We start from the raw sequence: 22,278 nt of genomic DNA, 5'->3' as shown, positions 1-22,278 counted from the left end.
TAACGGGCACCACATATTCGGCGGCTTGCGCCGCCTCGTCCGTGGTTTCCGGCAGGCCGGCCGCCGCGGTGACCCGCGAGCTTGCCCGGTTCCCTACCGGCGGTGAACCATACCCGGTCGGTCTCGCCTCGCCAAATCCACCCTGCGGCAGATCCGGGGCCCCGCCCGGCCCGGGCTCCGAGGAGTACCACCCTCGCCGCCCGGAACTCATTTCCGCGCTCCGGCCTTCCGGACTTTCGCCCGCTTCGTCCGTTCCGCGCTGACAGAGAGAAAGTTACGCCCCCGGCGGATTGATCGTCAAATCCGCCGGGGGCGTCCCGCGTCACACTCTCGACGTACCCGCCCGGTCACGCAGCTCCACCCCGGCGAAGGACTTCTTGCCACGGCGCAGGACCAGGTACCGGCCGTGCAGCAGTTCCTCGGCCGCCACCGTCGCGTCGACCTCGGTGATCCGGGTGTTGTTGACGTACGCGCCGCCCTCGGAGATCACCCGCCGGGCCTCCTTCATGCTCGGCACCAGGCCCGACTCCTTGAGCAGGCCGGCCACGTCGGGCAGCTCGGTGAGGTGGACGAGCCCGGCCTCGGCCAGCGCCGCCCGCAGCGTCTCGGGGGTCAGCTCGTCCAGCGACCCCCGGCCGAACAGCGCCTGGCTGGCGGCGACCGCCTGGGCCATCTCCCGCTCGCCGTGCACCAGGGTGGTCAGCTCCTCGGCGAGGGCCCGCTGGGCGAGCCGGGCCGCCGGGCGCTCCGCCGTCTCCTTCTCCAGCTGCTCGATCTCCTCGCGGGGGCGGAAGCTGAAGTAGCGCAGGTAGCGGACCACGTCCCGGTCGTCGGCGTTGAGCCAGAACTGGTAGAACGCGTACGGGCTGGTCAGCTCCGGGTCGAGCCAGACGGCCCCGCCCTCGGTCTTGCCGAACTTCGTACCGTCGGCCTTGGTCACCAGCGGGGTGACGAAGGCCTGCACCGGCCCCGCCCCCCGGCGCCGGACGTAGTCCACGCCTGCCGTGATGTTGCCCCACTGGTCGGAGCCGCCGAACTGGAGCTGGCAGCCGTGCCGACGGTGCAGCTCGTAGAAGTCGTTGGCCTGGAGTAGCTGGTAGCTGAACTCGGTGAAGCTGATGCCGCTGTCCAGCCGGGCCTTCACCACCTCCCGGGCCAGCATCTTGTTCACCGGGAAGTGCTTGCCGACGTCGCGGAGGAACTCGACCACCGACATCTCGCCGGTCCAGTCCAGGTTGTTGACCAGTCGCGCCGCGTTGTCCCCGGTGTACGCGACGAAGGGCGAGAGCTGGTCGCGGATGCGGCCCACCCAGCCGGCGACCACCTCGGGCGGGTTCAGCGCCCGCTCGGCGCTCTCCTTCGGGTCGCCGATCTGGCCGGTGGCCCCGCCGACGAGCAGCAGCGGGCGGTGCCCCGCGAGCTGGAGCCGGCGGGCCGTGGCGACCTGCATGAGGTGGCCGACGTGCAGGCTGGCCGCCGTCGGGTCGAAGCCCACATAGAAGGTGGCCGCCCCGCCGTCGAGCAGCGCGCGCAGCTCGTCGGGGCCGGTCGAGTCCTGGATGAGGCCTCGCCACCGCAGGTCTTCGGTGAGGGTGTCCCGCCCGGGCGGCGGGAGGCTGCTGTCGGTCACGGTCACCGATTCTCCCCCATCCCCCGGGCGGGGCCGTACCGGGTTTGCCCCTGATCACGGTTGGCTAGGCTGGCCCCTTCCGTGCGCGAGGAGGACCGTCGTGGAGATGCCGGACCTGACCGGGGGCTTCGTGGCCCTGCTCGGCCTGGAGTTCGACGAGGTGAGCGGGGACCGGGTGGTGATCCGGTGGCGGGTCCGTCCCGAGCTGCACCAGCCGTACGGCATCCAGCACGGCGGGGTGTACTGCGCGGTGGTGGAGACGGCGGCGAGCGTCGGCGGCTCGCTGTGGCTGGGCGGGCGGGGCCGGGTGGTCGGGGTGTCGAACCAGACGGACTTCCTCCGGGCGGTGCGCGACGGCGAGCTGACGGCCGTCGGCACCCCGGTGCACCGGGGCCGCAGCCAGCAGCTCTGGCAGGTGGAGATCTCCGACGACGCCGGGCGGCTGGTCTCCCGGGGGCAGGTCCGGTTGCAGAACCTGACCGCGGACTGAGCAACCCGCCGGATGCCCGTTTCGGGGCATGAGTGGCCGTACGCCCGGTTATCGTCGCGGCGATGGCATCCGCTGACCGACCCCCGAGGTGAGGAAGCTCCTCGCCGCCACGCTCGGCGTCCTCTCGGCCGTCGGCGGCTTCGTCGACGTGGGCGACCTGGTGGCGGCGAGCCAGGCGGGGGCACGCTTCGGCATGGCGCACGCCTGGGTGCTGCTGCTCGGGGTGGTCGGCATCTGCGCGTACGCGGAGATGGCCGGACGGATCGCGGCGGTCAGCGGGCGGGCGGTGTTCGACCTGGTCCGGGAGCGGCTGGGACCGCGGGTGGCGCTGGTCAACCTGGTGGCCTCCTACCTGGTGACCGTGCTGACCCTCGCCGCCGAGCTGGGCGGCGTGGCGCTGGCCCTGCAACTGGCCTCCGGGCTGAGCTACCTGATCTGGGTGCCGGTCGCCGCCCTGGCGGTCTGGCTGGTGCTGTGGCGGATGCGGTTCCGGCTGATGGAGCGGGTGTTCGGGCTGGCCGGGCTGGCCCTGGTGGTGTTCGCGGTGGCGCTGTTCTGGCTGCCCACCGACTGGGCGGCGCTCGGCCGGGGTGCGCTGCACGGCGGGGCGGCGGGACAGGGCTGGGGGGCGTACTGGTTCGTGGCGGTGGCGCTGTTCGCCTCGACGGTCAGCCCGTACGAGGTGTTCTTCTTCTCCTCCGGCGGGGTGGAGGAGCGGTGGAGCGGCGCGGACCTGGCCGACGCTCGGTTCAGCGTGCTGATCGGCTTCCCGGTCGGCGGGTTCCTCGCCCTGTCGCTGATCGCCACGGCGGCGGTCGTGTTCCATCCGACCGGGACGTCGCTGGGCTCCCTCGACCAGGTGGCGCACCCGGTGGTGCTGGCGTTCGGGGGCGCGGGGCTGGCGGTGGCGGCGCTGGCGTTCTTCGCGGTGACCTTCGGCGCCGCGCTGGAGACCGGGCTGGGCGCGGCGTACGCGGCGGCGCAGTACTTCGGCTGGCAGTGGGGCAAGCGGGTGAGCCCCCGGGAGGCCGCCCGGTTCCACAGCGTGCTGCTGGTCAGCATCCTGCTCGGGGTGCTGGTGCTGCTGACCACGATCGACCCGGTGGCGCTGACCGAGTACATGCTGATCATCAGCGCGGTGGCGCTGCCGCTGACGTACCTGCCGATCCTGATCGTGGCGAACGACCGGACGTACCTGGGCGACCGGGTGAACGGCCCGCTGCTGAACCTGTTGGGGGCCGTGTTCCTGCTGGTCATCATCGCCGCGTCGGTGGCGGCGATCCCGCTGGCGGTGGCGACGGGGATGGGCCGGTGAGGATGCAGCTCGGCCGGCAGCTGCTCGACCGGCAGATCGTCGACCGGGACGGGCGACTGGTCGGCAAGGTCGACGACGTGGAGTTCGGGATCGACACCGACGGGGTGCCGTACGTGCGGGCCGTGCTGTCCGGGCAGGTCGCGCTCGGGCAACGGATGGGCGGGCGGATCGGGCGGTTCCTCGTCGCGGTGGCGGACTGGTTCGTCGACAGCTCGCCGGCGGCGCCGATGCGCATCCCGTACCCGCTGGTGGAGCGGGTGGACAGCGCGGTGCGGCTGCGGGTCCGCCTCGACGAGCTGCCCGGCTCACCGGTGGAGGACTGGCTGCGCCGGCACCTGATCGACCGGATCCCGGGGTCGGACCGTGCGGGCGGGTGAACTGCTCGGCCGGACCGCGTACGACCTGCACGGGCGGCGGTTGGGCCGGGTGGTGGACGTGGTGGTGCGCGACGCGGGCCCGGGCGGGCGGCTACGGCTGACCGACCTGATCGTGGCGCGGCACTGGTACAGCCGGATGAGCGGACGACTGATCGGGCCGGAGCGGCACCCGTCGGGGCCGTGGCTGATCCGCCTGGTGGCCCGGCAGCTCAGCCGTGGCAGCCAACAGGTGCCGGCCGACCTGGTCCGGTTGGTCCCTCCGGTGCCCGGCTTCCCGTTCGGGGAGCCGGCGGATGAGCGATGAACCTGCGCCGACCTGCCCGGGGCCGGTCGCGGACGTCGACCGGCGGACCGGCCGCGGCGGCCACGACCAGCGGGTCGACCGCCGGCGCCGCGTCGGCGGGGTGAGCGCGGGTTGCGACCGGCGGTCAGCCGCGCGCCGGGTCGAGGGCGGGTTCGGCGTCGGCGTCGGCGCTCCCGGTGCTCTCGGCGCTCCCGGTGCTCTCGTCGGCGTCCGGCCCGGCGGGGGCAGCGGCCCGACGCAGCCGTACGGCGGTGATGGCCCGGTGGTCGATGTCGGCGACCTCCAGCTGCCAGCCGTCGATGGTGACGTCCTCGCCGGGGACGGTGGGGATGTGCCCGAGCAGGGTGAGCAGCAGCCCGGCGACCGTGGTGTAGTCGCCGGCGGGCCGGCCGGGCAGCTCCGCGCCGATGTCGGGCAGGTCGTGCACGGGGAAGGTGCCGGGCAGCAGCAGCGCGCCGTCGGCCTCGGTGCGCACGCCGTGCACGTCCCGGTCGGTCTCGTCGTAGATCTCGCCGACGATCTCCTCCAGGATGTCCTCCAGGGTGACGATCCCGTCGACCGCGCCGCGCTCGTCGACGACCAGGGCGATGTGCTGCCGTTCGGCCTTGAACTGGCGCAGCGCGTCGACCACGGGCAGCGAGTCGGGCAGCAGCATCGCCGGGCGGGCGCACTCGTCGACCGGCCGGTCGACCGGCACCCCGACCAGGTCGCGCAGGTGGATGACGCCGACCGCGTCGTCGAGGCCGCCGTGGCGCACCACCGGCGCGCGGGAGTGCCCGGTGGCGGCCAGCACCAGCCGGGCAGCCTCCGCGGTGGTCCCGCTGTCGAGCGTGAAGACCTGTAACCGGGGTACGAGGACCGCGCGCAGCCGCCGGTCGGCGATCTCCACCGCGCCGGCGATGATGGTCCGCTGTTCCTTGGTGAAGCCGTGGTTGCCGGCGACGATGTCGCGCAGCTCGTCGGGGCCGATCTCCTCCGGCTCGTGCTTCGGGTTGAACCCGACGAGGCGGACGACCAGGTCGCTGGTGGCGCCGAGCGCCCAGACGGCCGGCCGGGTGAGGGTCGCCAGCAGGTCCAGCGGGCGGGCCACCAGCAGCGCCCAGCGCTCGGCGGCCTGCATGGCGATCCGCTTGGGAGCAAGTTCGCCGAAGACCAGGGTGACGAAGGTCAGGGCCAGGGTGACCGCCACGATGGCCACCGTCTCGGCGGCGCCGCCGAACACCCCGAGCAGCGGCACCAGGGGCCGGGCCAGGGAGACGGCCGCGGCGGCGGAGGCGAGGAAGCCGGCCAGGGTGATGCCGATCTGGATGGTGGCCAGGAAGCGGTTCGGGTCCTTGGCGAGGCGGGCCAGCACCCGGCCGGCCCGGCTGGTCCGCTCCAGCCGCTGGACCTGGCTGTCCCGCAGCGAGACCAGCGCCATCTCGCTGCCCGCGAAGATCGCGTTGAGGACGACCAGGACTCCGACCAGGGCCAGTTGGCTCCAGTAGCTCTGCACGCCCGGTTCTCTCCCTCACGAGGACGACCCCGGTCGGGTACGACCGGCGGCACCGCCCGGCGGCCCCGGTCGGTGCAGGGCTGTCTGTGCCCAGTGCCCGGGTCCGCGAATCCTGATCCGGTCGACCGGCTGGTCAGGACTCGCCGACCGGCGGCTCAGACCCGGTCGGCGACGGGCGGGGCGGGCAGGTCGAGCACGTACGAGCCGCCCACGGGGCGGAAGCCGAGCCGGTGGTAGTAGGGGGCGACCATGCCGGGCGGGCTGACCACCCGACGGAACCCCCGGTCCGTGAAGAGGCTGCTGCGCCGGTAGACGAACTCCCCGGGGGTGAAGTCGCGGAACCGCTGGGTGACGTAGTCCAGGTCGACCTGGGCGACGTCGTCGCCCTCGGCGTGCGACAGCACCACCCCGACCACCTCGTCGGCCCGGACCACCAGGAACGCCGAGCGCCGGGCGGTGTGCCCGCCCCAGCGGAAGCCGGGGTTGAACCGGGCGATGTCGGTGGCGTGCACCCGTAGGGTGTGTGCCAGGAACTGGTCGTCGACCCCCACCTCCACCACCTGGTACGTCTGCTCGTCGTGCCGGGTGGTGAGCATCTTCCGCAGGTACCACACGTTGATCACGGCGAGCACCACGTTGAGCCCGACCATCGGCCACACGGCGAGGGCCGCGTTGTAGCCGATCAGCACGAGGCAGCCGACGAGGTTGAGCGCACGCAGCCGCAGGACGCGCGCCTGCAGCAGCGACCAGACCAGCAGCGCCGAGCCGATCCAGCCGATCAAGTCCAGCCAGTTCACCCCGCGAGACTAGTGGTAACCGGCCCGGCTCGCCCGCCGGGCCGCCGCCCGGTGCCGCGTCCGGGTCAGCCGGCGAGTTCCAGGACCCATTCGTCGACCTCGGTGCCGCGGCCGTTGGCGTACCCCCGGTCCTCGCCGCGGACGACGAAGCCGCACCTGCGCAGCACGGCGAGGGAGGCGGCGTTGTCCTTGGCGGCACGGGCGTGCACCGGCCGCTGCGGCAGCTCGGCCAGCAGCGCGGCGAGCGCCCGGGTGGCGTACCCGCGGCCCCAGCGGGCCCGGTCGATCCAGTAGCTGACCTCGGTCTGTTCCCCGACGGGGAAGGCGGCCACGTGGCCCACGACGACGCCGTCGACGGTGACGGTGCGGGTGACGATGGCCGGGTCGGCGCGGATGCGCCGCCAGTGCGCGTCGAACGCCGCCCGGTCGGCCGGATCGGCCGGGCCGAAGGCGGCCACCCAGTTGGCCTCCGGGTCCTGCTCGAAGGCGAAGAAGTGGGACAGGTCCTCATCGCGCACCAGGCGCAGTCGCAGCTCCTCGGCGCTCACCGCAGCAGGCTACCCCTCCCCCTGGGAGGGTGGGAGGGAGGAGGAGGGTGGGGGTGGGGTGGGCGTGGCAGGATCTGGGGATGAGTAGCTACCGGTTGGTCCGACGTGGCCGGTCCAGGGTTGCCGGGGTCCGGCTCACCGGTGCGACCGCCACCGGTGCGACCGCCACCGGCGCGGCGGCGACCGGGGGGCTGGCGATCGGGGCGCGAGCGGTGGGGGCGGCGGCCACCGGGGCGTTGGCCGTCTCGGCGCTGACCGGCGGGATGGTCGCGGTGGCCGTCCTCGCCATCGGCCGGCTGGCGATCCGCCGGGCCGTGATCCGGGACCTGCGCATCGGGCGGCTGGAGGTCGACGAGCTGATCGTCCACCGGCGCATCGACGCCCCGGGCAGTGCGTCCGGGCGGGAGTCCACCGGCGACGGGTGACGGGCAGCCGACGGTGGTGGCCAGGCGCGCATCGGGCCGTCACCAGTGGTCCATGTCGCCGGGCCGGTGGCGGTGCGTGGAAGGACATGCGGTCTCGTGCCGGGCGAGGTGCTGTTCCCCACCCTGCTGGCCGTGCTGGCGACCGGCTCCCCGGCACTGGGCGCCGGGGCGCGCCACCGGCGTCCGGGCCTCGGCAGAGCAGGTCGAGTGGGCGCGCCGGGGCCGGTCAGCCCGCCGGGGGCAGGGCCGTCGGGTAGCCGTACAGGTCCAGCAGGCGAACCCGGGCCGCCTGGAGACGGTCCACCACCACGCTCATGAACCGGGTGGTGAGCTGCCGGCCGAAGGCGTCGTCGGACTCCATCAGCCGGCGCACCCCGGCCGCGGAGAACTCCACGGCGGTGCTGCGCCGCACCGCGACCGCCCCGAACTGCCACCGGTACGGCGGGAACAGCCAGGACCAGCCGAGCACCCCGCCCGGGCCGATGGTCTCGATCCCCACGTCGCCGCGCCCGGGCACCGGGAAGTCCAGGGCCACCTCCCCGCTCCGGACCAGCCAGAACCGCTCGGCGGGCTGACCGGCCCGGAAGAGGCGGTGGCCGGGGTGCCAGGCGACGGGGCGGGCGTACCCGGTCAGCCGGGTCGGCCAGGGCTCCGGCACGCCGGCCAGGAACGGGTGGGTGCGGAGCATGTCGAGCGGGGTCATGGTGCCTCCTCCTCGCCTCGGCGGGTGCGGGTCCGTCGGGTCTGGGCCGTCGGGTCTGGGCGCGTCAGCCGGCGGGCAGCGGGTTCGGCGGACCCCGCCTGCCCCATTCGACCCCTCGGTGGGTCGCTGGCGGCAGGGCCGTTGGTCCCGGTCCGGGCGGGCGCTACGCCCCTGCCACCGCCGGGGCGTCCGCGACACGGTGGAGTGGGACGGCGTGCCGGGCGGCGTGTCCGGGCAAATCCCGGTGATCGGGGGCGAGCCCGCCGACAATGACCTCTGACCGAGCCAGGGAGAGCTGATGAACCGACCTGTCGTGGTGGGCGTGGACGGATCGCCGTCGAGCCTGGTCGCCGCCGAGTACGCGGCGCAGGAGGCCGCGGGGCGGTCCCGACCGCTGCTGCTGGTGCACGGCTACCTGCACCCGCTCGGCTACGGCGTGCCGGTCAATCCGTACGACCTGGGGGTGCCCGCGCCGACCGACGAGTCCCGGCGGATGCTCGACCGGGCGGCGGCCGAGCTGCGCGGACGCTGGCCCGACGTCGACGTCGAGGTGCGCCAGGTGGCCGGCGGTCCGGCGGTGAGCCTGGTCGAGGAGTCCCGCCGGGCGGAGCTGGTGGTGGTCGGCAGCCGTGGCCTGGGCGGCTTCGCCGGCCTGCTGCTCGGCTCCGTCAGCGCCCAGGTGGCCGGGCACGCGCGCTGCCCGGTGCTCGTGGTCCGCCCCGAGGAGCAGCCCATTCCGGTCGGCGGCCCGGTGGTCGTCGGGGTGGACGGGTCGGAGCCGGGGCGGCTCGCGGTGGCGCTCGCCGCCGACGAGGCGGCCCGCCGGGGCACCGGCCTGACGCTGGCGCACGTCGCCCCGACCGGCGCCGACCGGCCGGTGCCCGACGAGGTCGTGGAGGCGGGGGCCGCGGCCGGGGCCGAGTCGGCGGACCTGCTCGCCGGGGCCGCCGCCGAGGTGGCGGCGGCGCACCCCGGGCTGGCCGTCGAGCGGCGGCCGCTGCGGGCGGACCGGCCCGCGCGGGCGCTGATCGAGGCGAGCGGGGGCGCGACCCTGGTGGCGGTCGGCTCCCGCGGGCGCGGTGGCTTCGCCGGGCTGCTGCTCGGCTCGGTCAGCCAGGCGCTGGTGCAGCACGCGCACTGCCCGGTGCTGGTCGCCCACCCGCGCCCGGCCGGCGAGGACTGAGCCGCTCGGGCGGTACCGGACCGGCCCGCGCCGACCCACCGGCCCCGCCCCGTCCACCGCCCGGCCGGCACCAGCCAAGACCGGGTACGGCGTCCGCCGGGCGGGGCGGCCGTCTGCGAGCCCTGCCGCCCGCCGTGGCGGGCCGGTCAGGCCGGGTCGCCGCCGGCGAGCAGCTGGTCGAAGCTGGTGGTGAGGGCGAACGGGTCGGGCGGGGCGGCGGTGGGCCGCCGGCGCACCTGGTCGGCCAGCTCCCCGCCCGCGCGGACGACGCGGGCACGCAGGGCGCCCTCGGCGGTCCCGCCGGACCAGTCCTCCGGCGCGGCGAAGACCGCCGTGGGCACGACCACCGCCCGCAGGTACGCGAACATCGGCCGGAGTGCGTGCTCCAGGGCCAGGGAGTGCCGGGCCGTGCCGCCGGTGGCGGCGATCAGCACCGGCCGGTCCACCAGCGAGCCGGCGTCGAGCACGTCGAAGAACGACTTGAACAGCCCGGTGTACGACCCGTTGAAGATCGGCGTGACCGCGACGATGCCGTCGGCCCCGGCGACGGCGTCCAGGGCCTGCCGCAGCGCCGGTGGCGGGAAGCCGGTGAGCAGGTTGTTCACGACGTCGTGGGCGTGGTCGCGCAGGTCGATCGGGCGCAGCTCGACCTCGCCGCCCGCCCGGACCAGCTCGTCGCGGGTGGCCGCGGCGAGCTGGTCGGCGAGCAGCCGGGTGGACGAGGGCTGGGAGAGCCCGGCGGACACCACGGCCAGGGTGCGGCGGCTCATCGGCCGGCCTCCGTCCCCGCACCGGCGGCGGTGGACCCGGCGGCCGGTCCGGCGACGGCTCGGGCGGCGACGAGCGAGGCGTGGGTGGGCGCCTCGGGCACGTGCGCGGGACGCAGCGAGTCGAACTCCTTGCGCAGCACCGGGACCACCTCCTCGCCGAGGATGTCGAGCTGCTCCAGCACGGTCTTCAGCGGCAGGCCGGCGTGGTCGACCAGGAAGAGCTGGCGCTGGTAGTCGCCGACGTAGTCGCGGAAGCCGAGGGTCCGGTCGATGACCTGCTGCGGGCTGCCCACGGTCAGCGGGGTCTGCGTCGTGAACTCCTCCAGCGACGGCCCGTGGCCGTAGACGGGGGCGTTGTCGAAGTACGGACGGAACTCCCGGACCGCGTCCTGCGAGTTGCGCCGCATGAACACCTGGCCGCCGAGGCCGACGATCGCCTGGTCGGGCGAGCCGTGACCATAGTGGGCGAAGCGCTCCCGGTACAGGCCGACCATCCGCTGGGTGTGCTCCTTCGGCCAGAAGATGTGGTTGGCGAAGAACCCGTCGCCGTAGTAGGCGGCCTGCTCGGCGATCTCCGGGCTGCGGATCGAGCCGTGCCAGACGAACGGCGGCACCCCGTCCAGCGGGCGCGGGGTCGAGGTGAACGACTGCAACGGGGTACGGAACCGGCCGGACCAGTCGACCACGTCCTCCCGCCACAACCGGCGCAGCAGTTCGTAGTTCTCGATGGTCAGCGGGATGCCGTTGCGGATGTCCTGGCCGAACCACGGGTAGACCGGGCCGGTGTTGCCCCGGCCGAGCATCAGGTCGACCCGGCCGTCGGCGAGGTGCTGGAGCATCGCGTAGTCCTCGGCGATCTTCACCGGGTCGTTGGTGGTGATCAGCGTGGTCGCGGTGGAGAGCAGCAGCCGCTCGGTGCGGGCCGCGATCCAGCCCAGCATGGTGGTGGGCGACGACGGCACGAACGGCGGGTTGTGGTGCTCGCCGGTGGCGAAGACGTCGAGCCCGACCTCCTCGGCCTTGCGGGCGATGGTCACCATCGCCTTGATCCGCTCGTGCTCCGACGGTTCCCGCCCGTTGGTCGGGTCGACGGTGACGTCGCCGACGGTGAAGATCCCGAACTGCATGACCGCTCCTCGGCTGGCTACCGGGGCCGTTCCCGGCCCCCGGACGTAGCGCACAACATGATTGACTAGTCAACTATTCCGGGGAGTCGGGGCCCGCGAGGGCCCGGGGGCAGGCCGGGAGCCACGTTCAGCGGCGGGTGCGCGGCACGTGCCGGCGATACTCGCTCACCGTCGGGTCGCCGGCGATCCAGAACCGCCACGGCACGTCGTGCGCGCCGGTCACCCCGACGCGGGGGCCGGCCGCGATCGCGGCGCCGGGCACCGGCACGGCGGCCGGGCGCAACCGGGCCGGGCCGTCGTCGAGCAGGTGGCACCCGTACACCGTCTTGTCGATGCCGAGGGCGGCGCAGAGCCGGGCCGGCCCGCGGGCCAGATCCACGTCCCGGCGTACGGCGGTGCGCCGGGCCCGGGCCGCCTCGACGCCCTCGACCACCTCGCCGGCACGCAGCAGCACCGCCGACGCCTCCCCGTCCGGCCCGGTCACCACGTTCACGCACCAGTGCATGCCGTAGGTGAAGTAGACGTAGGCATGCCCGGCCGGGCCGAACATCACGGCGTTGCGCGGGGTACGGCCCCGGTGCGCGTGCGAGGCCGGATCACCGGCCGTGCCGGCGTACGCCTCGACCTCGGTGATCCGGACGGTGACCCCGCCGGCCAACAGCCGGCAGCCGAGCAGGCCCCGGGCGGCCGGCACAACCGGCCCGGCCAGCAGCCCGGCCAGCGCGGCGAGGTCTGCGTCGCGCGCCGGCGCGTCGGAGGGCGGCACCATGGCCCGAGCCTAGCCGGGGGCGGTCCGGTGCGCCGGGCGGCTCAGCCGAGCGGCTGCTGGAGGCTGACCAGGTTGCCGCAGGTGTCGTCGAGGACCGCCGAGAGGACCGGCCCGGTCGGGGCCGGCGGGGCGGTGAACGTGACGCCGAGGCCGGTGAGCCGCTACTGGGGGCGGCTGGAATGGTGCCAATTCTTATTGCCGTCCTAATCCTGGTGCAAGCAAAAAGAATGAACGGGTATGACAAATGGCAGTGTGGGCCACCCCAGGGTCATTGCGTTGTCGCGGGTGCGGCCCCTGGTCGGCCCCGGGACCGTGGCCCGGGGCGGAGCTGTGGGCGGGGCGGTCGATGCCGTGGGGCGATGCCTTTGGAGCTGAGTCGTCCACGCATCACCGCCGGTCGGGCCACCACCGTCGCGTCGGGTCGTCGCTTGCGGTCGCCGAGCGTGGCGAGCGTGGCTGATGTCGTATCCGACTCAGCTCCATAGGCGCCGAGAGGCACACCTGCCGTGGAGCGGCGCCCACGCCAGGACCCCCCAGACCTCCTGATCGAAGCACTCCCGCCCGACTTCGCAATCACCTGGGGCCACCCCCGGCCCACACTGCTGTTGGCTCCGAGCCAGCAGGGCCCACCTCACGCCACCATCCCAACCACGCTCTTTGCGCTGGCTCACCTCGATGAGCACAGCCGTTTGAACACTTCGTTGACAACGATTCGTTTGCGTGCTGGACTCGACGCATGACCGCAGCCGAGCAGGATCTCTTCACCGCGCCCGATCCGGCGCACGCCCGGGCGCACCGCACCTATGCCGCGCTGACCCGGATCGCCGAGCGGCACGCGTCCGACGACGCGCGCCGCCGACGCCACACCAACCCGTACGTGCCGGACCCGTACGAGGCGGTGGCCCTGGTGACCGCGCTGGCCGCCGGCGGGGCCGAGCTGGCCGCCGACGAGGAGCCGGTCGACTCCGCCGACCTGGTGGCCGCGCTCACCCTCGTGCCGCACGTGCGGGCGGAGCTGGACGCGCTGGAGGCCGGGCTGCTCCGGCTCGCCCGCGACCGGGGGTTGACCTGGCAGTCGATCGCCCACGGCCTCGGGCTCGGCTCGGCGCAGGCCGCTCGCCAGCGCTTCGAGCGGCTCACCGGCCGGGTCGACGCTGGGGCCGGGAGCGACGCCCCGGACGACGGTCGGCGGGAAGACAATGGCGCACGGCACGGCGACGGGCGGGGCAGGTGATGGAGCGCGCGGAGCTGCTGGCGTACTGCCTGGCGAAGCCGGGAGCGTGGCTGGACCGGCCCTGGGACGCCGACGAGGTCGTGAAGGTGGGCAGCCGGATCTTCGCCTTCCTCGGCCCGGAGTCGGGCGATCGGGTAGGCGTCAAGTGCGGCCCGACCCGGGAGATCGCCGACGAGTGGCTACACCGGTTCCCCTGCGACGCCGTCACGTCCTCGCACATCGGCAGGTTCGGCTGGAACAGCCTGCGACTGACCGGCGCGATCGACGACGACGAGCTGTACGAGGCGGTGGACACCTCGTACGAGGCCGTGGTGGCGAAGCTGCCGAAGCGGGACCGCCCGGCGGCGGGCTGAGCCGAGATTCGCCCGGCGGCGGGCTGAGCCGCCCGGCGGCGGGGGCGCAGCGGGGGCACGACGACCGACGCGGCGCGCGGAAGGTTCCCGCGCGCCGCGTCGCAGCTACCGCAAGCAACAACCGCGTCAGGACGACGGCGTCGTCAGCGGGGCACGACCACCTCGGCGGCCCACTCCCGCCAGCCGGCGAGCTGGTCGGCGGCGGCGGCGAGCTGGTCGGCGACCGGGCCGGGGCCGGTGGAGCCGGGGGTGGTCCGCGCGGCCAGGGCCGAGGAGACCGAGAGCACGTCGCGCACCGACGGGTCGAGGTGCTCGCTGACCGTCGCCAGGTCGGCGTCGGAGACCTCGTCGAGGGCGCAGTCGCGGACCGCGCAGAGCGCGACCAGCCTGCCGGTGATCTCGTGCGCGTCCCGGAACGGCACGTTGCGGCGGACCAGCCAGTCGGCGACCTCGGTGGCCAGGGAGAAGCCGACGGGGGCGGCGGCCACCAGGCGGTCGACGCGGACGGTCATCGTGGAGATCATCCCGGCGAGGGCCGGCAGCAGCAGCTCCAGGGTGTCGACCGCGTCGAAGGCCGGCTCCTTGTCCTCCTGCATGTCCCGGTCGTACGTCATCGGCAGGCCCTTGAGCATGGTGAGCACGCTCATCAGGCCACCGACGAGCCGGCCGGACTTGCCCCGGGCCAGCTCGGCGATGTCCGCGTTCTTCTTCTGCGGCATGATCGACGAGCCGGTGGCGAAGGCGTCGTCCAGCTCGACCCAGCCGAACTCCTGCGATGTCCAGAGCACCACCTCCTCGCCCAGGCGGGACAGGTGCACCCCGACCATCGCGGTGATGAAGAGGAACTCGGCGACGAAGTCGCGGTCGGCGACGGCGTCCATCGAGTTGGCGAAGGACGTACGGAAGCCCAGCTCCTTGGAGACGGCCACCGGGTCCAACGGCAGGCCGGAGCCGGCGAGCGCGCCCGCGCCGAGCGGGCTGATCGCGGCCCGGTGGTCCCAGTCGCGCATCCGGTCCAGGTCGCGCAGCAGCGGCTGCACGTGGGCCAGCAGCCAGTGGCCGAAGGTGACCGGCTGGGCGTGCTGGAGGTGGGTCATCCCCGGCGCGGCGGTGTCGACGTGCCGCTCGGCCTGCTCGACGAGGGCCTCGGCCAGCTCGACCAGCCGGGCGGCCACGCCCCGGGCGTGGTCGCGCAGGTACAGCCGCAGGTCGGTGGCGACCTGGTCGTTGCGGGACCGGCCGGCGCGCAGCTTGCCGCCGAGGCTGCCGAGCCGCTCCAGCAGCCCGCGCTCCAGGGCGGTGTGCACGTCCTCGTCGTCCACGGTGGGGCGGAACGCCCCGGAGGCGCAGGCGGCCTCCAGGTCGTCGAGGGCGGCGAGGATCCGGCCCAGTTCCTCCGGGTCGAGCAGGCCCGCGCCCGCCAGGACCCGGGCGTGCGCCCGGGACCCGGCGAGGTCGTACGGGGCGAGGCGCCAGTCGAACTGCACGCTGACCGACAGCCGGGCCAGGGCTTCGGAGGGGCCGCCGGCGAACCGGCCGCCCCACAGGCTCGTACGGTTGGTCGCGGCGCTGTTCTCGGTGAGGCTCTTGTCGTCCACGCCGCTCATTGTGGTTCCCACGGTCAGGAGCCGCTCAACCGGGCGTCCCGCGCGGCGGCCATCCTGCTGGGCAGGCCCCACAGCTGCACGAAGCCCTTGGCCAGGGACTGGTCGAAGGTGTCGCCGGTGTCGTAGGTGGCCATGCCGAAGTCGTACAGGCTGGCCTCGGAGCGCCGGCCGGTCACGGTGGCCCGGCCGCCGTGCAGGGTGAGCCGCACCTCGCCGGAGACCTGCTGCTGGGCGTCGTCGATGAAGGCGTCCAGGGCCTGCTTCAGCGGGGAGAACCACAGGCCGTCGTAGACCAGCTCGCCCCAGCGCTGGTCGACGCCCTTCTTGAACCGGGCCAGGTCCCGCTCGACGGTGACCGCCTCCAGCTCCTGGTGGGCGGCGATCAGCGCGATCGCGCCGGGGGCCTCGTACACCTCGCGGCTCTTGATGCCGACGAGCCGGTCCTCGACCATGTCGAGCCGGCCGACGCCCTGCGCGCCGGCGCGCCGGTTCAGCTCCAGGATCGCCTGGTACGGGGTGACGGTCTCGCCGTCGATCGCGACCGGCACGCCGGCGTCGAAGGTGATGACCACCTCGTCGGCGTCGCGGGGCTCGGCCGGGTCCGACGTGTACGAGTACAGGTCCTCGACGGGGGCGTTCCAGATGTCCTCCAGGAAGCCGGTCTCCACGGCCCGGCCCCACAGGTTCTGGTCGATCGAGTACGGCGACTTGGCCGACACGTCGATCGGCAGCCCCTTCTCCTCGGCGAACGCGATCGCCTTGTCCCGGGTCCAGGCGAAGTCCCGGGCCGGGGCGATGATCTTCAGGTCGGGGGCGAGCGCGGCCAGGCCGACCTCGAAGCGGACCTGGTCGTTGCCCTTGCCGGTGCAGCCGTGCGACACGATGGTGCCGCCGTGCTTGCGGGCCGCGGCCACCAGGTGCTTGACGATCAGCGGCCGGGACAGCGCGGAGACCAGCGGGTACCGGTCCATGTAGAGGGCGTTGGCCCGCATCGCCGGCAGGCAGTAGTCGGCGGCGAACTCGTCGCGCGCGTCGACCACCTCCGACTCGACGGCCCCGCAGTCCAGGGCGCGCTGCCGGATGGCGGCGAGGTCCTCGCCGCCCTGCCCGACGTCCACCGCCACCGCGATGATCTCGGCGCCGGTCTGCTCGGCCAGGTACGGAATCGCGACGGAGGTGTCCAACCCTCCGGAGTACGCAAGGATGACCCGCTCGGTCATGGTGTGGCGTTCCCTTCGACGTTCTCTTCCCGGCGGGACCACGCGGCGAGCTTCTCGCCCAACGCGGCACCGCCGACGGCCTCGCGGGCCACGACGAGGATGGTGTCGTCGCCGGCGATGGTGCCGACGACCTCGGGCAGGCCCGCTCGGTCCAACGCGCTGGCCAGGTATTGGGCTGCGCCCGGCGGGGTGCGCAGCACGGCGATGTTGCCGCTGGAGTCGACCTCGTTGAGCAGCTCCCGCAGCAGCCGGACCAGCCGGGCCGGGGCGGCCTCGGCGTCGCGCAGCGGGCGGTGGCCGTCCTCGGGGATGACGTACACGGGGCGCCCGTCACCGCCCCGGGCGGTGACCGCGCCCAGCTCCTTGAGGTCCCGGGACAGGGTGGCCTGGGTCACTCCGACGCCGTCGCCGGCGAGCAGGTCGGCCAGCTCGGTCTGCGAGCGGACCGCCTTGTCGCGGATCAGCTCGACGATCCGGGCGTGCCGGGCGGCGCGGGTCAGCGGGGCGGTCATACCCGGCTCTCCAACAGGAACGCCAGCAGCGCCTTCTGGGCGTGCAGCCGGTTCTCCGCCTGGTCGAACACGGCGCTCTGCGGGCCGTCGAGCACCTCGTCGGTGATCTCCTCGCCCCGGTGGGCGGGCAGGCAGTGCAGCACGATCGCGTCCGGCGCGGCGTGGCCGAGCAGTTCCTTGTTGAGCTGGTACGGCAGGAACGGGGTGATCCGGTCCAGCCCGTCGGACTCCTGCCCCATCGAGGTCCAGGTGTCGGTGGCCAGCACGTCGGCGTCCCGCACCGCCGCCACCGCGTCGCGCAGCACCCGCACCGACCCGCCGGTGCCGGCGGCGATCTGCGCCGCCCGGGTGACCACCTCGGGGTCGGGGTCGAACCCGTCCGGCCCGGCGACCCGCACGTGCATCCCGGCGGTCGCCCCGGCCAGCAGGTACGAGTGGGACATGTTGTTCGCCGCGTCCCCGACGTACGCCAGCGTCCGGCCCCGCGTGCCGCCGCACCGCTCGCGGACGGTGAGCAGGTCGGCCAGGAGCTGGCAGGGGTGGAAGCCGTCGGTGAGGGCGTTGACCACCGGCACGCTCGCCCCGGCGGCGACCTCGGCGATCCGGTCGTCGCCGTGGGTGCGCAGCACGATCGCGGCCACGTAGCGGGACAGCACCCGGCCGGCGTCGGCGAGGGTCTCGCCCCGACCGAAGTGGGTGACCTGGGTGTCCACCACGAGCGGGTGGCCACCCAGCTCGGCGATGCCGGCGTCGAACGAGATCCGGGTGCGCAGGCTCTGCTTGTCGAACAGCACCGCCACCGACCGCGGGCCGGCCAGCGGCTTGTGGGCGTACCGCTCGGCCTTCATCCGGGCGGCCAGGTCCAGCACGGCCGACTGCTCGGCGGGCGAGAGATCGTCGTCGCGCAGCAGGTGGCGGGTCATGCGGTGGCCTCCGGGGTGGTGGCGTCGAGGACGGCGGGCAGGGCGGCCAGGAAGGCGTCGACCTGGTCGGTGGTCAGGACCAGCGGCGGGGCGAGCCGGACCACGCCGGGCTGCACCGGGTTGACCAGGAAGCCGGCCTCGCGCAGCGCGGTCGCCACCGGGCCGGACACGTCGGCGGTGAGCACGATCCCGAGCAGCAGGCCCGCGCCGCGCACCTCGGCGACCAGGGGGTGGCCGAGCGCCTCGACCCCCCGGCGCAGCCGCTCGCCGACCCGCTTGACGTGGTCGAGCAACCCTTCACTGGCGATGGTCGACACCACCGCGAGGGCGGCGGCACAGCTCACCGGGTTGCCGCCGAAGGTGGTGCCGTGCGAGCCGGCCTTGAGCAGGTCGGCGGCCGGGCCGAAGGCCAGGCACGCGCCGATCGGCAGGCCGCCGCCGAGGCCCTTGGCGAGGGTGACGACGTCGGGTTCGACGCCCTCGGCCTGGTGGGCGAACCAGTGTCCGGTGCGGCCGACGCCGGTCTGCACCTCGTCGAGCACCAGCAGCGCGCCGTGCCGGGTGGCGATCCGCCGGGCCTCGGCGAGGTAGCCGGCGGGCGGGACGACGACCCCGTTCTCGCCCTGGACCGGCTCCAGGATCACCATGGCGGTCGCGTCGGTCACCGCCCCGGCCAGGGCCGCCGCGTCGCCGTACGGGACGTGGGTGACGTCGCCGGGCAGCGGGCGGAACGGGTCGGCCTTGGCGGGCTGGCCGGTGAGCGCGAGCGCGCCCATGGTCCGGCCGTGGAAGCCGCCGACGGTGGCGACCACGTGCGTGCGGCCGGTGAGCCGGGACAGCTTGAACGCGGCCTCGTTGGCCTCGGCGCCGGAGTTGGCGAGGAAGACCCGGCCGGGCCGGCCCGCGAGGGCCAGCAGCAACTCGGCCAGCGCCACCGGCGGCTCGGCGACGAACAGGTTGGACACGTGCCCGAGGGTGGCGACCTGCCGGGACACGGCGGCCACCACGGCCGGGTGGGCGTGGCCGAGGGCGTTGACCGCGATGCCGCCGAGCAGGTCGACGTACTCCCGGCCGGCCTCGTCGACCACGACCGCGCCGGAACCGGAGACCAGCGCGAGCGGCGGCGTGCCGTAGTTGTCCATCAGCGACTGCCGCCAGCGGTCCACCAGCGTGCTCATGGCGCAACCGTGCCTTCCTTGTTAGCGACTGCGGGGCTCGCAGGCTCACTCCTCGCGCTCACCGAGCCATTCTTGTTCGCGACTGCGGGGCTCGCAGGCTCACTCCTCGCGCTCACGACCATCGTTCCGAATCCTTCCGAGGTGAAGACCTCAAGCAGCGTGGAGTGGGCGACCCGGCCGTCGACGACGTGTGCGGCGGGCACGCCGTGGCACACCGCCCGCAGGCAGGCCTCCATCTTCGGGACCATCCCCGATTCCAGGGACGGCAGCAGCTCCGCCAGGTCGTCGGTGGTGATCTCGCTGACCAGGCTGTCGGTGTCGGGCCAGTTCGCGTAGAGGCCGGGGACGTCGGTGAGGACGACCAGCTTGCGGGCCTGGAGCGCGATCGCGAGCGCGGCGGCGGCGGTGTCGGCGTTCAGGTTGTGCAGCACCCCGTCGGCGTCCGGCGCGACGGTGGAGATCACCGGGATGCGGCCGGCCGCGATCAGGTCCGTCACCGCCGAGGTGTCCACGGACTCGACGTCGCCGACCTGGCCGACGTCCACCGGCTCCCCGTCGACGTACGCGGGGCGGCGCACGGCGGTGAACAGGCCGGCGTCCTCGCCGGAGAGGCCGACGGCGAACGGGCCGTGCGCGTTGATCAGCCCGACCAGTTCCCGGCCGACCTGGCCGACCAGCACCATCCGGACGACGTCCATCGCCTCGGGGGTGGTGACCCGCAGGCCGCCCCTGAACTCGCTGTCGATGCCGAGCCGGCCGAGCATGGCGGAGATCTGCGGCCCGCCGCCGTGCACCACGACCGGCTTGAGGCCGGCGTAGCGCAGGAACACCATGTCGGCGGCGAAGGCCCGCTGGAGTTCGGGGTCGACCATGGCGTTGCCGCCGTACTTGACCACGACGGTGGCGCCGGAGAACCGGGCCAGCCAGGGCAGCGCCTCGATCAGCGTCTCGGCCTTGACCTGGGCCCGGGTGAGGTCCGCGGTGAGGCTCACCGCACCAACCTTCCGATCGCGACTGCGGGACTCCGCTGCGCTGCGTTCCTCGCGCTCACGATGCCAACCTTCCGATCGCGACTGCGGGACTCCGCTGCGCTGCGTTCCTCGCGCTCACGTCGAGTACGCCGAGTTCTCGTGCACGTACGCGTGCGACAGGTCGTTGGTCCACACGGTGGCCGCCGCGTCGCCGGCGTGCAGGTCGATGCGGATGGTCACGTCCCGCCCGGTGAGGTCGACCTTCGAGCGGTCCTCGGCGGCGGCGCCGCAGCGGCACACCCAGACCCCGTTCACGGCGACGTCGACGGCGTCCGGCTCGAACGCGGCGGCGGTGGTGCCGACGGCGGCCAGGATCCGGCCCCAGTTCGGGTCGTTGCCGAACAGCGCCGTCTTCACCAGGTTGTTGCGGGCCACCGACCGGCCCACCTCGACCGCGTCGTCCTCGCTGGCGGCGCCGACCACGTCGATGGCGACCTGCTTGGTGGCGCCCTCGGCGTCGGCGATGAGCTGCTGGGCCAGGTCGTGGCAGGCGGCGGTGACGGCGTCGGTCAGCTCCGCCTGGGTGGGCTCGATGCCGGACGCGCCGCTGGACAGCAGCAGCACGGTGTCGTTGGTGGACATGCAGCCGTCGGAGTCGATCCGGTCGAAGGTGACCCGGCAGGCCGCGCGCAGCGCGGCGTCGAGCGCCTCCGGCCCGGCCACCGCGTCGGTGGTCAGCACGCAGAGCATGGTCGCCATGGCCGGGGCGAGCATTCCGGCGCCCTTGGCCATGCCGCCGACGGTCCAGCCGCTGCCGGCGGCCGCGGTGGTCTTCGGCCGGGTGTCGGTGGTCATGATCGCCTCGGCCGCGGCGCTGCCGCCGTCGCGGGACAGGCCGCGGATCGCCGCCCGTACGCCGGGCAGCAGCTTCGGCATCGGCAGCCGCTCGCCGATCAGGCCGGTGGAGCAGACCGCGACGTCGGCGGAGCCGAGCCGCAGCCGGGGGCTGGCGGCGGTCAGCGCGGCGGCGGTGTGCTCAGCGGTGGCGTGGGTGTCCTGGAAGCCGGCCGGGCCGGTGCAGGCGTTCGCGCCACCGGAGTTCAGCACCACGGCGCGGGCCACGCCGCCACGGACCACCTGCTGGGTCCACAGCACCGGCGCGGCCTTGACCCGGTTGGCGGTGAAGACGCCGGCGACTCCGGCGTCCGGGCCGTCGTTGACGACCAGGGCGACGTCGCTGGCGCCGCTGGTCTTGAGCCCGGCGGCGACCCCGGCGGCCCGGAATCCCTTCGGTGTGGTGACAGTCATGGTGCGACCCCCCAGACGGACAGGCCGGTGGTCTCGGGCAGGCCGAGCATCAGGTTGGCGCACTGCACGGCCTGGCCGGCCGCCCCCTTGCCGAGGTTGTCGATGGCGCTGACCACGATCACCCGGCCGGAGTCGACGTCCACGCCCGCCTGGAGGTGGCAGGAGTTCGAGCCGAGGGTGGCGGCGGTGTGCGGCCAGGCCCCCTCGGGCAGCAGGTGCACGAACGGGGCGTCCGCGTACGCCTGCGCGAGCACCGCCCGGGGGTCGGCGTCGCCGGTCGGCACGGCGGTGACCGTGGCGAGGATGCCGCGCGGCATCGGCGCGAGGACCGGGGTGAGGGAGAGGCTGGTCGCTCCGGTGGCCTGCTTGATCTCCGGCACGTGCTGGTGGGCCCCGACCTTGTACGGCGACAGGTCGCCCATCACCTCGCTGCCGAGCAGGTTGGTCTTGGCGGCCCGGCCCGCGCCGGAGGTGCCGGAGGCGGCGACCACCACGACGTCGGCGGGATCGACCGCGCCGGCCGCTACCAGCGGGGCGAGCGCGAGCGTGGTGGCCACCGCGTAGCAGCCGGTGTTGGCGACCCGGGTCGCGGCGGCGATCTCCGGGCGCTGGCCGGGCAGTTCGGGCAGGCCGTAGGTCCAGGTCCCGGCGTGCTCGCCGCCGTAGTACCGCGTCCAGGCGGCGGCGTCGCGCAGCCGGTGGTCGGCGCCCAGGTCGACCACCCGGACCGGCTCCGGCAGGGCGGCGGCCAGGGCCGCCGACTCGCCGTGCGGCAGGGCCAGGAAGACCAGGTCCGCGTCGGCCAGGGTCGCCGGCTCGGTCGCCGCGAACACCAGGTCCAGCCCGACGAGCTGCGGGTGTACGGCGGTGACCGGCGCGCCGGCCTGGCGGTGCGCGGTGGCCGCGACCAGGTCGAGCTCGGGGTGACCGGCGACCAGGCGCAGCAGCTCGCCCCCGGCGTAGCCGCTCGCCCCCGCGACCGCAACTCGGATACCCATTCCCACCTCCGCATGACTATGCAGAGAAGGCTACCTGGTCA

The 22,278-nt window shown here is 74.3% G+C and carries 24 protein-coding genes; 8 read left to right on the top strand and 16 right to left on the bottom strand.

The window, feature by feature from the left end; genetic code table 11:
- Positions 1-322 precede the first annotated feature (322 nt).
- Complete coding sequence (tyrS, locus tag C5N14_RS26355; RefSeq protein ID WP_117671777.1) at positions 323-1,630, bottom strand: tyrosine--tRNA ligase; 1,308 nt, start codon at positions 1,628-1,630, stop codon at positions 323-325.
- Positions 1,631-1,736: 106 nt separating this feature from the next.
- On the opposite strand from tyrS, the gene C5N14_RS26350 reads away from it, so the two are divergent.
- From C5N14_RS26350 to C5N14_RS26335, 4 genes are all read left to right on the top strand, one after another.
- The gene (locus C5N14_RS26350) at positions 1,737-2,120 is read left to right on the top strand and encodes a PaaI family thioesterase (RefSeq protein ID WP_207892876.1); all 384 of its coding nucleotides are present in this window, start codon (positions 1,737-1,739) and stop codon (positions 2,118-2,120) included.
- A gap of 88 nt (positions 2,121-2,208) precedes the next feature.
- A complete protein-coding gene (locus tag C5N14_RS26345; RefSeq protein ID WP_117671753.1) occupies positions 2,209-3,435 on the top strand; it encodes an NRAMP family divalent metal transporter in 1,227 nt (408 codons plus the stop codon).
- Between the two features lie 2 nt (positions 3,436-3,437).
- Positions 3,438-3,812 carry a hypothetical protein gene (locus tag C5N14_RS26340; protein ID WP_243640043.1) on the top strand — a complete coding sequence of 125 codons (375 nt, stop codon included), beginning with the start codon at positions 3,438-3,440 and terminating at the stop codon, positions 3,810-3,812.
- On the top strand, positions 3,799-4,116 hold the full coding sequence (locus C5N14_RS26335; protein ID WP_117671748.1) for a PRC-barrel domain containing protein: 318 nt from the start codon (positions 3,799-3,801) through the stop codon (positions 4,114-4,116). Before C5N14_RS26340 ends, C5N14_RS26335 begins: the two co-directional genes overlap by 14 nt.
- Before the next feature lie 124 nt (positions 4,117-4,240).
- On the opposite strand, the gene C5N14_RS26330 is transcribed toward C5N14_RS26335, so the two are convergent.
- The 3 genes from C5N14_RS26330 to C5N14_RS26320 all read right to left on the bottom strand — a co-directional run bounded on the left by C5N14_RS26330 (position 4,241) and on the right by C5N14_RS26320 (position 6,956).
- A complete protein-coding gene (locus C5N14_RS26330; RefSeq protein WP_117671746.1) occupies positions 4,241-5,611 on the bottom strand; it encodes a hemolysin family protein in 1,371 nt (456 codons plus the stop codon).
- A gap of 155 nt (positions 5,612-5,766) precedes the next feature.
- Positions 5,767-6,408, bottom strand: a complete 642-nt coding sequence (locus C5N14_RS26325) for a hypothetical protein (RefSeq protein WP_117671744.1) — start codon at positions 6,406-6,408, stop codon at positions 5,767-5,769.
- Between the two features lie 65 nt (positions 6,409-6,473).
- Entirely contained in the window at positions 6,474-6,956 is a 483-nt protein-coding gene (locus C5N14_RS26320) for a GNAT family N-acetyltransferase (protein ID WP_117671742.1), read from the bottom strand.
- An 80-nt stretch (positions 6,957-7,036) separates the two neighbouring features.
- Between C5N14_RS26320 and C5N14_RS26315 the strand changes: the two genes are divergently transcribed.
- The gene (locus tag C5N14_RS26315) at positions 7,037-7,381 is read left to right on the top strand and encodes a hypothetical protein (RefSeq protein ID WP_117671741.1); all 345 of its coding nucleotides are present in this window, start codon (positions 7,037-7,039) and stop codon (positions 7,379-7,381) included.
- 226 nt (positions 7,382-7,607) lie between these two features.
- Here the strand turns inward: C5N14_RS26315 and C5N14_RS26310 are convergent, their stop codons facing one another.
- Complete coding sequence (locus C5N14_RS26310; protein WP_117671739.1) at positions 7,608-8,084, bottom strand: cyclic nucleotide-binding domain-containing protein; 477 nt, start codon at positions 8,082-8,084, stop codon at positions 7,608-7,610.
- A gap of 298 nt (positions 8,085-8,382) precedes the next feature.
- On the opposite strand from C5N14_RS26310, the gene C5N14_RS26305 reads away from it, so the two are divergent.
- The gene (locus tag C5N14_RS26305; RefSeq protein WP_117671737.1) at positions 8,383-9,267 is read left to right on the top strand and encodes a universal stress protein; all 885 of its coding nucleotides are present in this window, start codon (positions 8,383-8,385) and stop codon (positions 9,265-9,267) included.
- Between the two features lie 146 nt (positions 9,268-9,413).
- On the opposite strand, the gene C5N14_RS26300 is transcribed toward C5N14_RS26305, so the two are convergent.
- From C5N14_RS26300 to C5N14_RS26290, 3 genes are all read right to left on the bottom strand, one after another.
- A complete protein-coding gene (locus tag C5N14_RS26300; RefSeq protein WP_117671735.1) occupies positions 9,414-10,037 on the bottom strand; it encodes an FMN reductase in 624 nt (207 codons plus the stop codon).
- Positions 10,034-11,164 carry an LLM class flavin-dependent oxidoreductase gene (locus C5N14_RS26295; protein ID WP_117671733.1) on the bottom strand — a complete coding sequence of 377 codons (1,131 nt, stop codon included), beginning with the start codon at positions 11,162-11,164 and terminating at the stop codon, positions 10,034-10,036. The genes C5N14_RS26300 and C5N14_RS26295 overlap by 4 nt, the downstream gene beginning before the upstream one ends.
- Before the next feature lie 127 nt (positions 11,165-11,291).
- Positions 11,292-11,933: a DNA-3-methyladenine glycosylase gene (locus C5N14_RS26290; RefSeq protein ID WP_117671731.1), complete on the bottom strand. Its 642-nt coding sequence runs from the start codon at positions 11,931-11,933 to the stop codon at positions 11,292-11,294.
- 736 nt (positions 11,934-12,669) lie between these two features.
- Between C5N14_RS26290 and C5N14_RS26280 the strand changes: the two genes are divergently transcribed.
- Together C5N14_RS26280 and C5N14_RS26275 are read left to right on the top strand one after the other, a co-directional pair.
- The gene (locus C5N14_RS26280; RefSeq protein ID WP_243640042.1) at positions 12,670-13,167 is read left to right on the top strand and encodes a DNA-binding protein; all 498 of its coding nucleotides are present in this window, start codon (positions 12,670-12,672) and stop codon (positions 13,165-13,167) included.
- Positions 13,167-13,520, top strand: a complete 354-nt coding sequence (locus C5N14_RS26275; RefSeq protein WP_117671729.1) for an MmcQ/YjbR family DNA-binding protein — start codon at positions 13,167-13,169, stop codon at positions 13,518-13,520. Before C5N14_RS26280 ends, C5N14_RS26275 begins: the two co-directional genes overlap by 1 nt.
- 143 nt (positions 13,521-13,663) lie before the next feature.
- On the opposite strand, the gene argH is transcribed toward C5N14_RS26275, so the two are convergent.
- From argH to argC, 8 genes are all read right to left on the bottom strand, one after another.
- Entirely contained in the window at positions 13,664-15,127 is a 1,464-nt protein-coding gene (gene argH, locus C5N14_RS26270; protein ID WP_117671727.1) for an argininosuccinate lyase, read from the bottom strand.
- A gap of 14 nt (positions 15,128-15,141) precedes the next feature.
- Positions 15,142-16,347, bottom strand: a complete 1,206-nt coding sequence (locus C5N14_RS26265) for an argininosuccinate synthase (protein WP_117671725.1) — start codon at positions 16,345-16,347, stop codon at positions 15,142-15,144.
- A complete protein-coding gene (locus C5N14_RS26260; protein ID WP_117671723.1) occupies positions 16,344-16,859 on the bottom strand; it encodes an arginine repressor in 516 nt (171 codons plus the stop codon). The genes C5N14_RS26265 and C5N14_RS26260 overlap by 4 nt, the downstream gene beginning before the upstream one ends.
- Positions 16,856-17,782, bottom strand: a complete 927-nt coding sequence (gene argF, locus C5N14_RS26255; protein ID WP_117671721.1) for an ornithine carbamoyltransferase — start codon at positions 17,780-17,782, stop codon at positions 16,856-16,858. The genes C5N14_RS26260 and argF overlap by 4 nt, the downstream gene beginning before the upstream one ends.
- Positions 17,779-18,960, bottom strand: a complete 1,182-nt coding sequence (locus tag C5N14_RS26250) for an acetylornithine transaminase (protein ID WP_117671719.1) — start codon at positions 18,958-18,960, stop codon at positions 17,779-17,781. The genes argF and C5N14_RS26250 overlap by 4 nt, the downstream gene beginning before the upstream one ends.
- Positions 18,957-19,952 (bottom strand): acetylglutamate kinase, encoded by a 996-nt coding sequence (argB, locus tag C5N14_RS26245; RefSeq protein ID WP_117671717.1) that lies wholly within the window; start codon positions 19,950-19,952, stop codon positions 18,957-18,959. The genes C5N14_RS26250 and argB overlap by 4 nt, the downstream gene beginning before the upstream one ends.
- A 114-nt stretch (positions 19,953-20,066) precedes the next feature.
- Positions 20,067-21,239 (bottom strand): bifunctional glutamate N-acetyltransferase/amino-acid acetyltransferase ArgJ, encoded by a 1,173-nt coding sequence (gene argJ, locus C5N14_RS26240; RefSeq protein ID WP_117671715.1) that lies wholly within the window; start codon positions 21,237-21,239, stop codon positions 20,067-20,069.
- On the bottom strand, positions 21,236-22,237 hold the full coding sequence (argC, locus tag C5N14_RS26235) for an N-acetyl-gamma-glutamyl-phosphate reductase (RefSeq protein ID WP_117671713.1): 1,002 nt from the start codon (positions 22,235-22,237) through the stop codon (positions 21,236-21,238). Before argC ends, argJ begins: the two co-directional genes overlap by 4 nt.
- Between the last annotated feature and the right edge of the window lie 41 nt (positions 22,238-22,278).

Origin of the sequence: Micromonospora sp. MW-13, from assembly GCF_003434305.1 — a bacterium.
Taxonomy (GTDB): domain Bacteria; phylum Actinomycetota; class Actinomycetes; order Mycobacteriales; family Micromonosporaceae; genus Micromonospora.
This window is presented reverse-complemented; position numbering and strand designations above follow the sequence as displayed.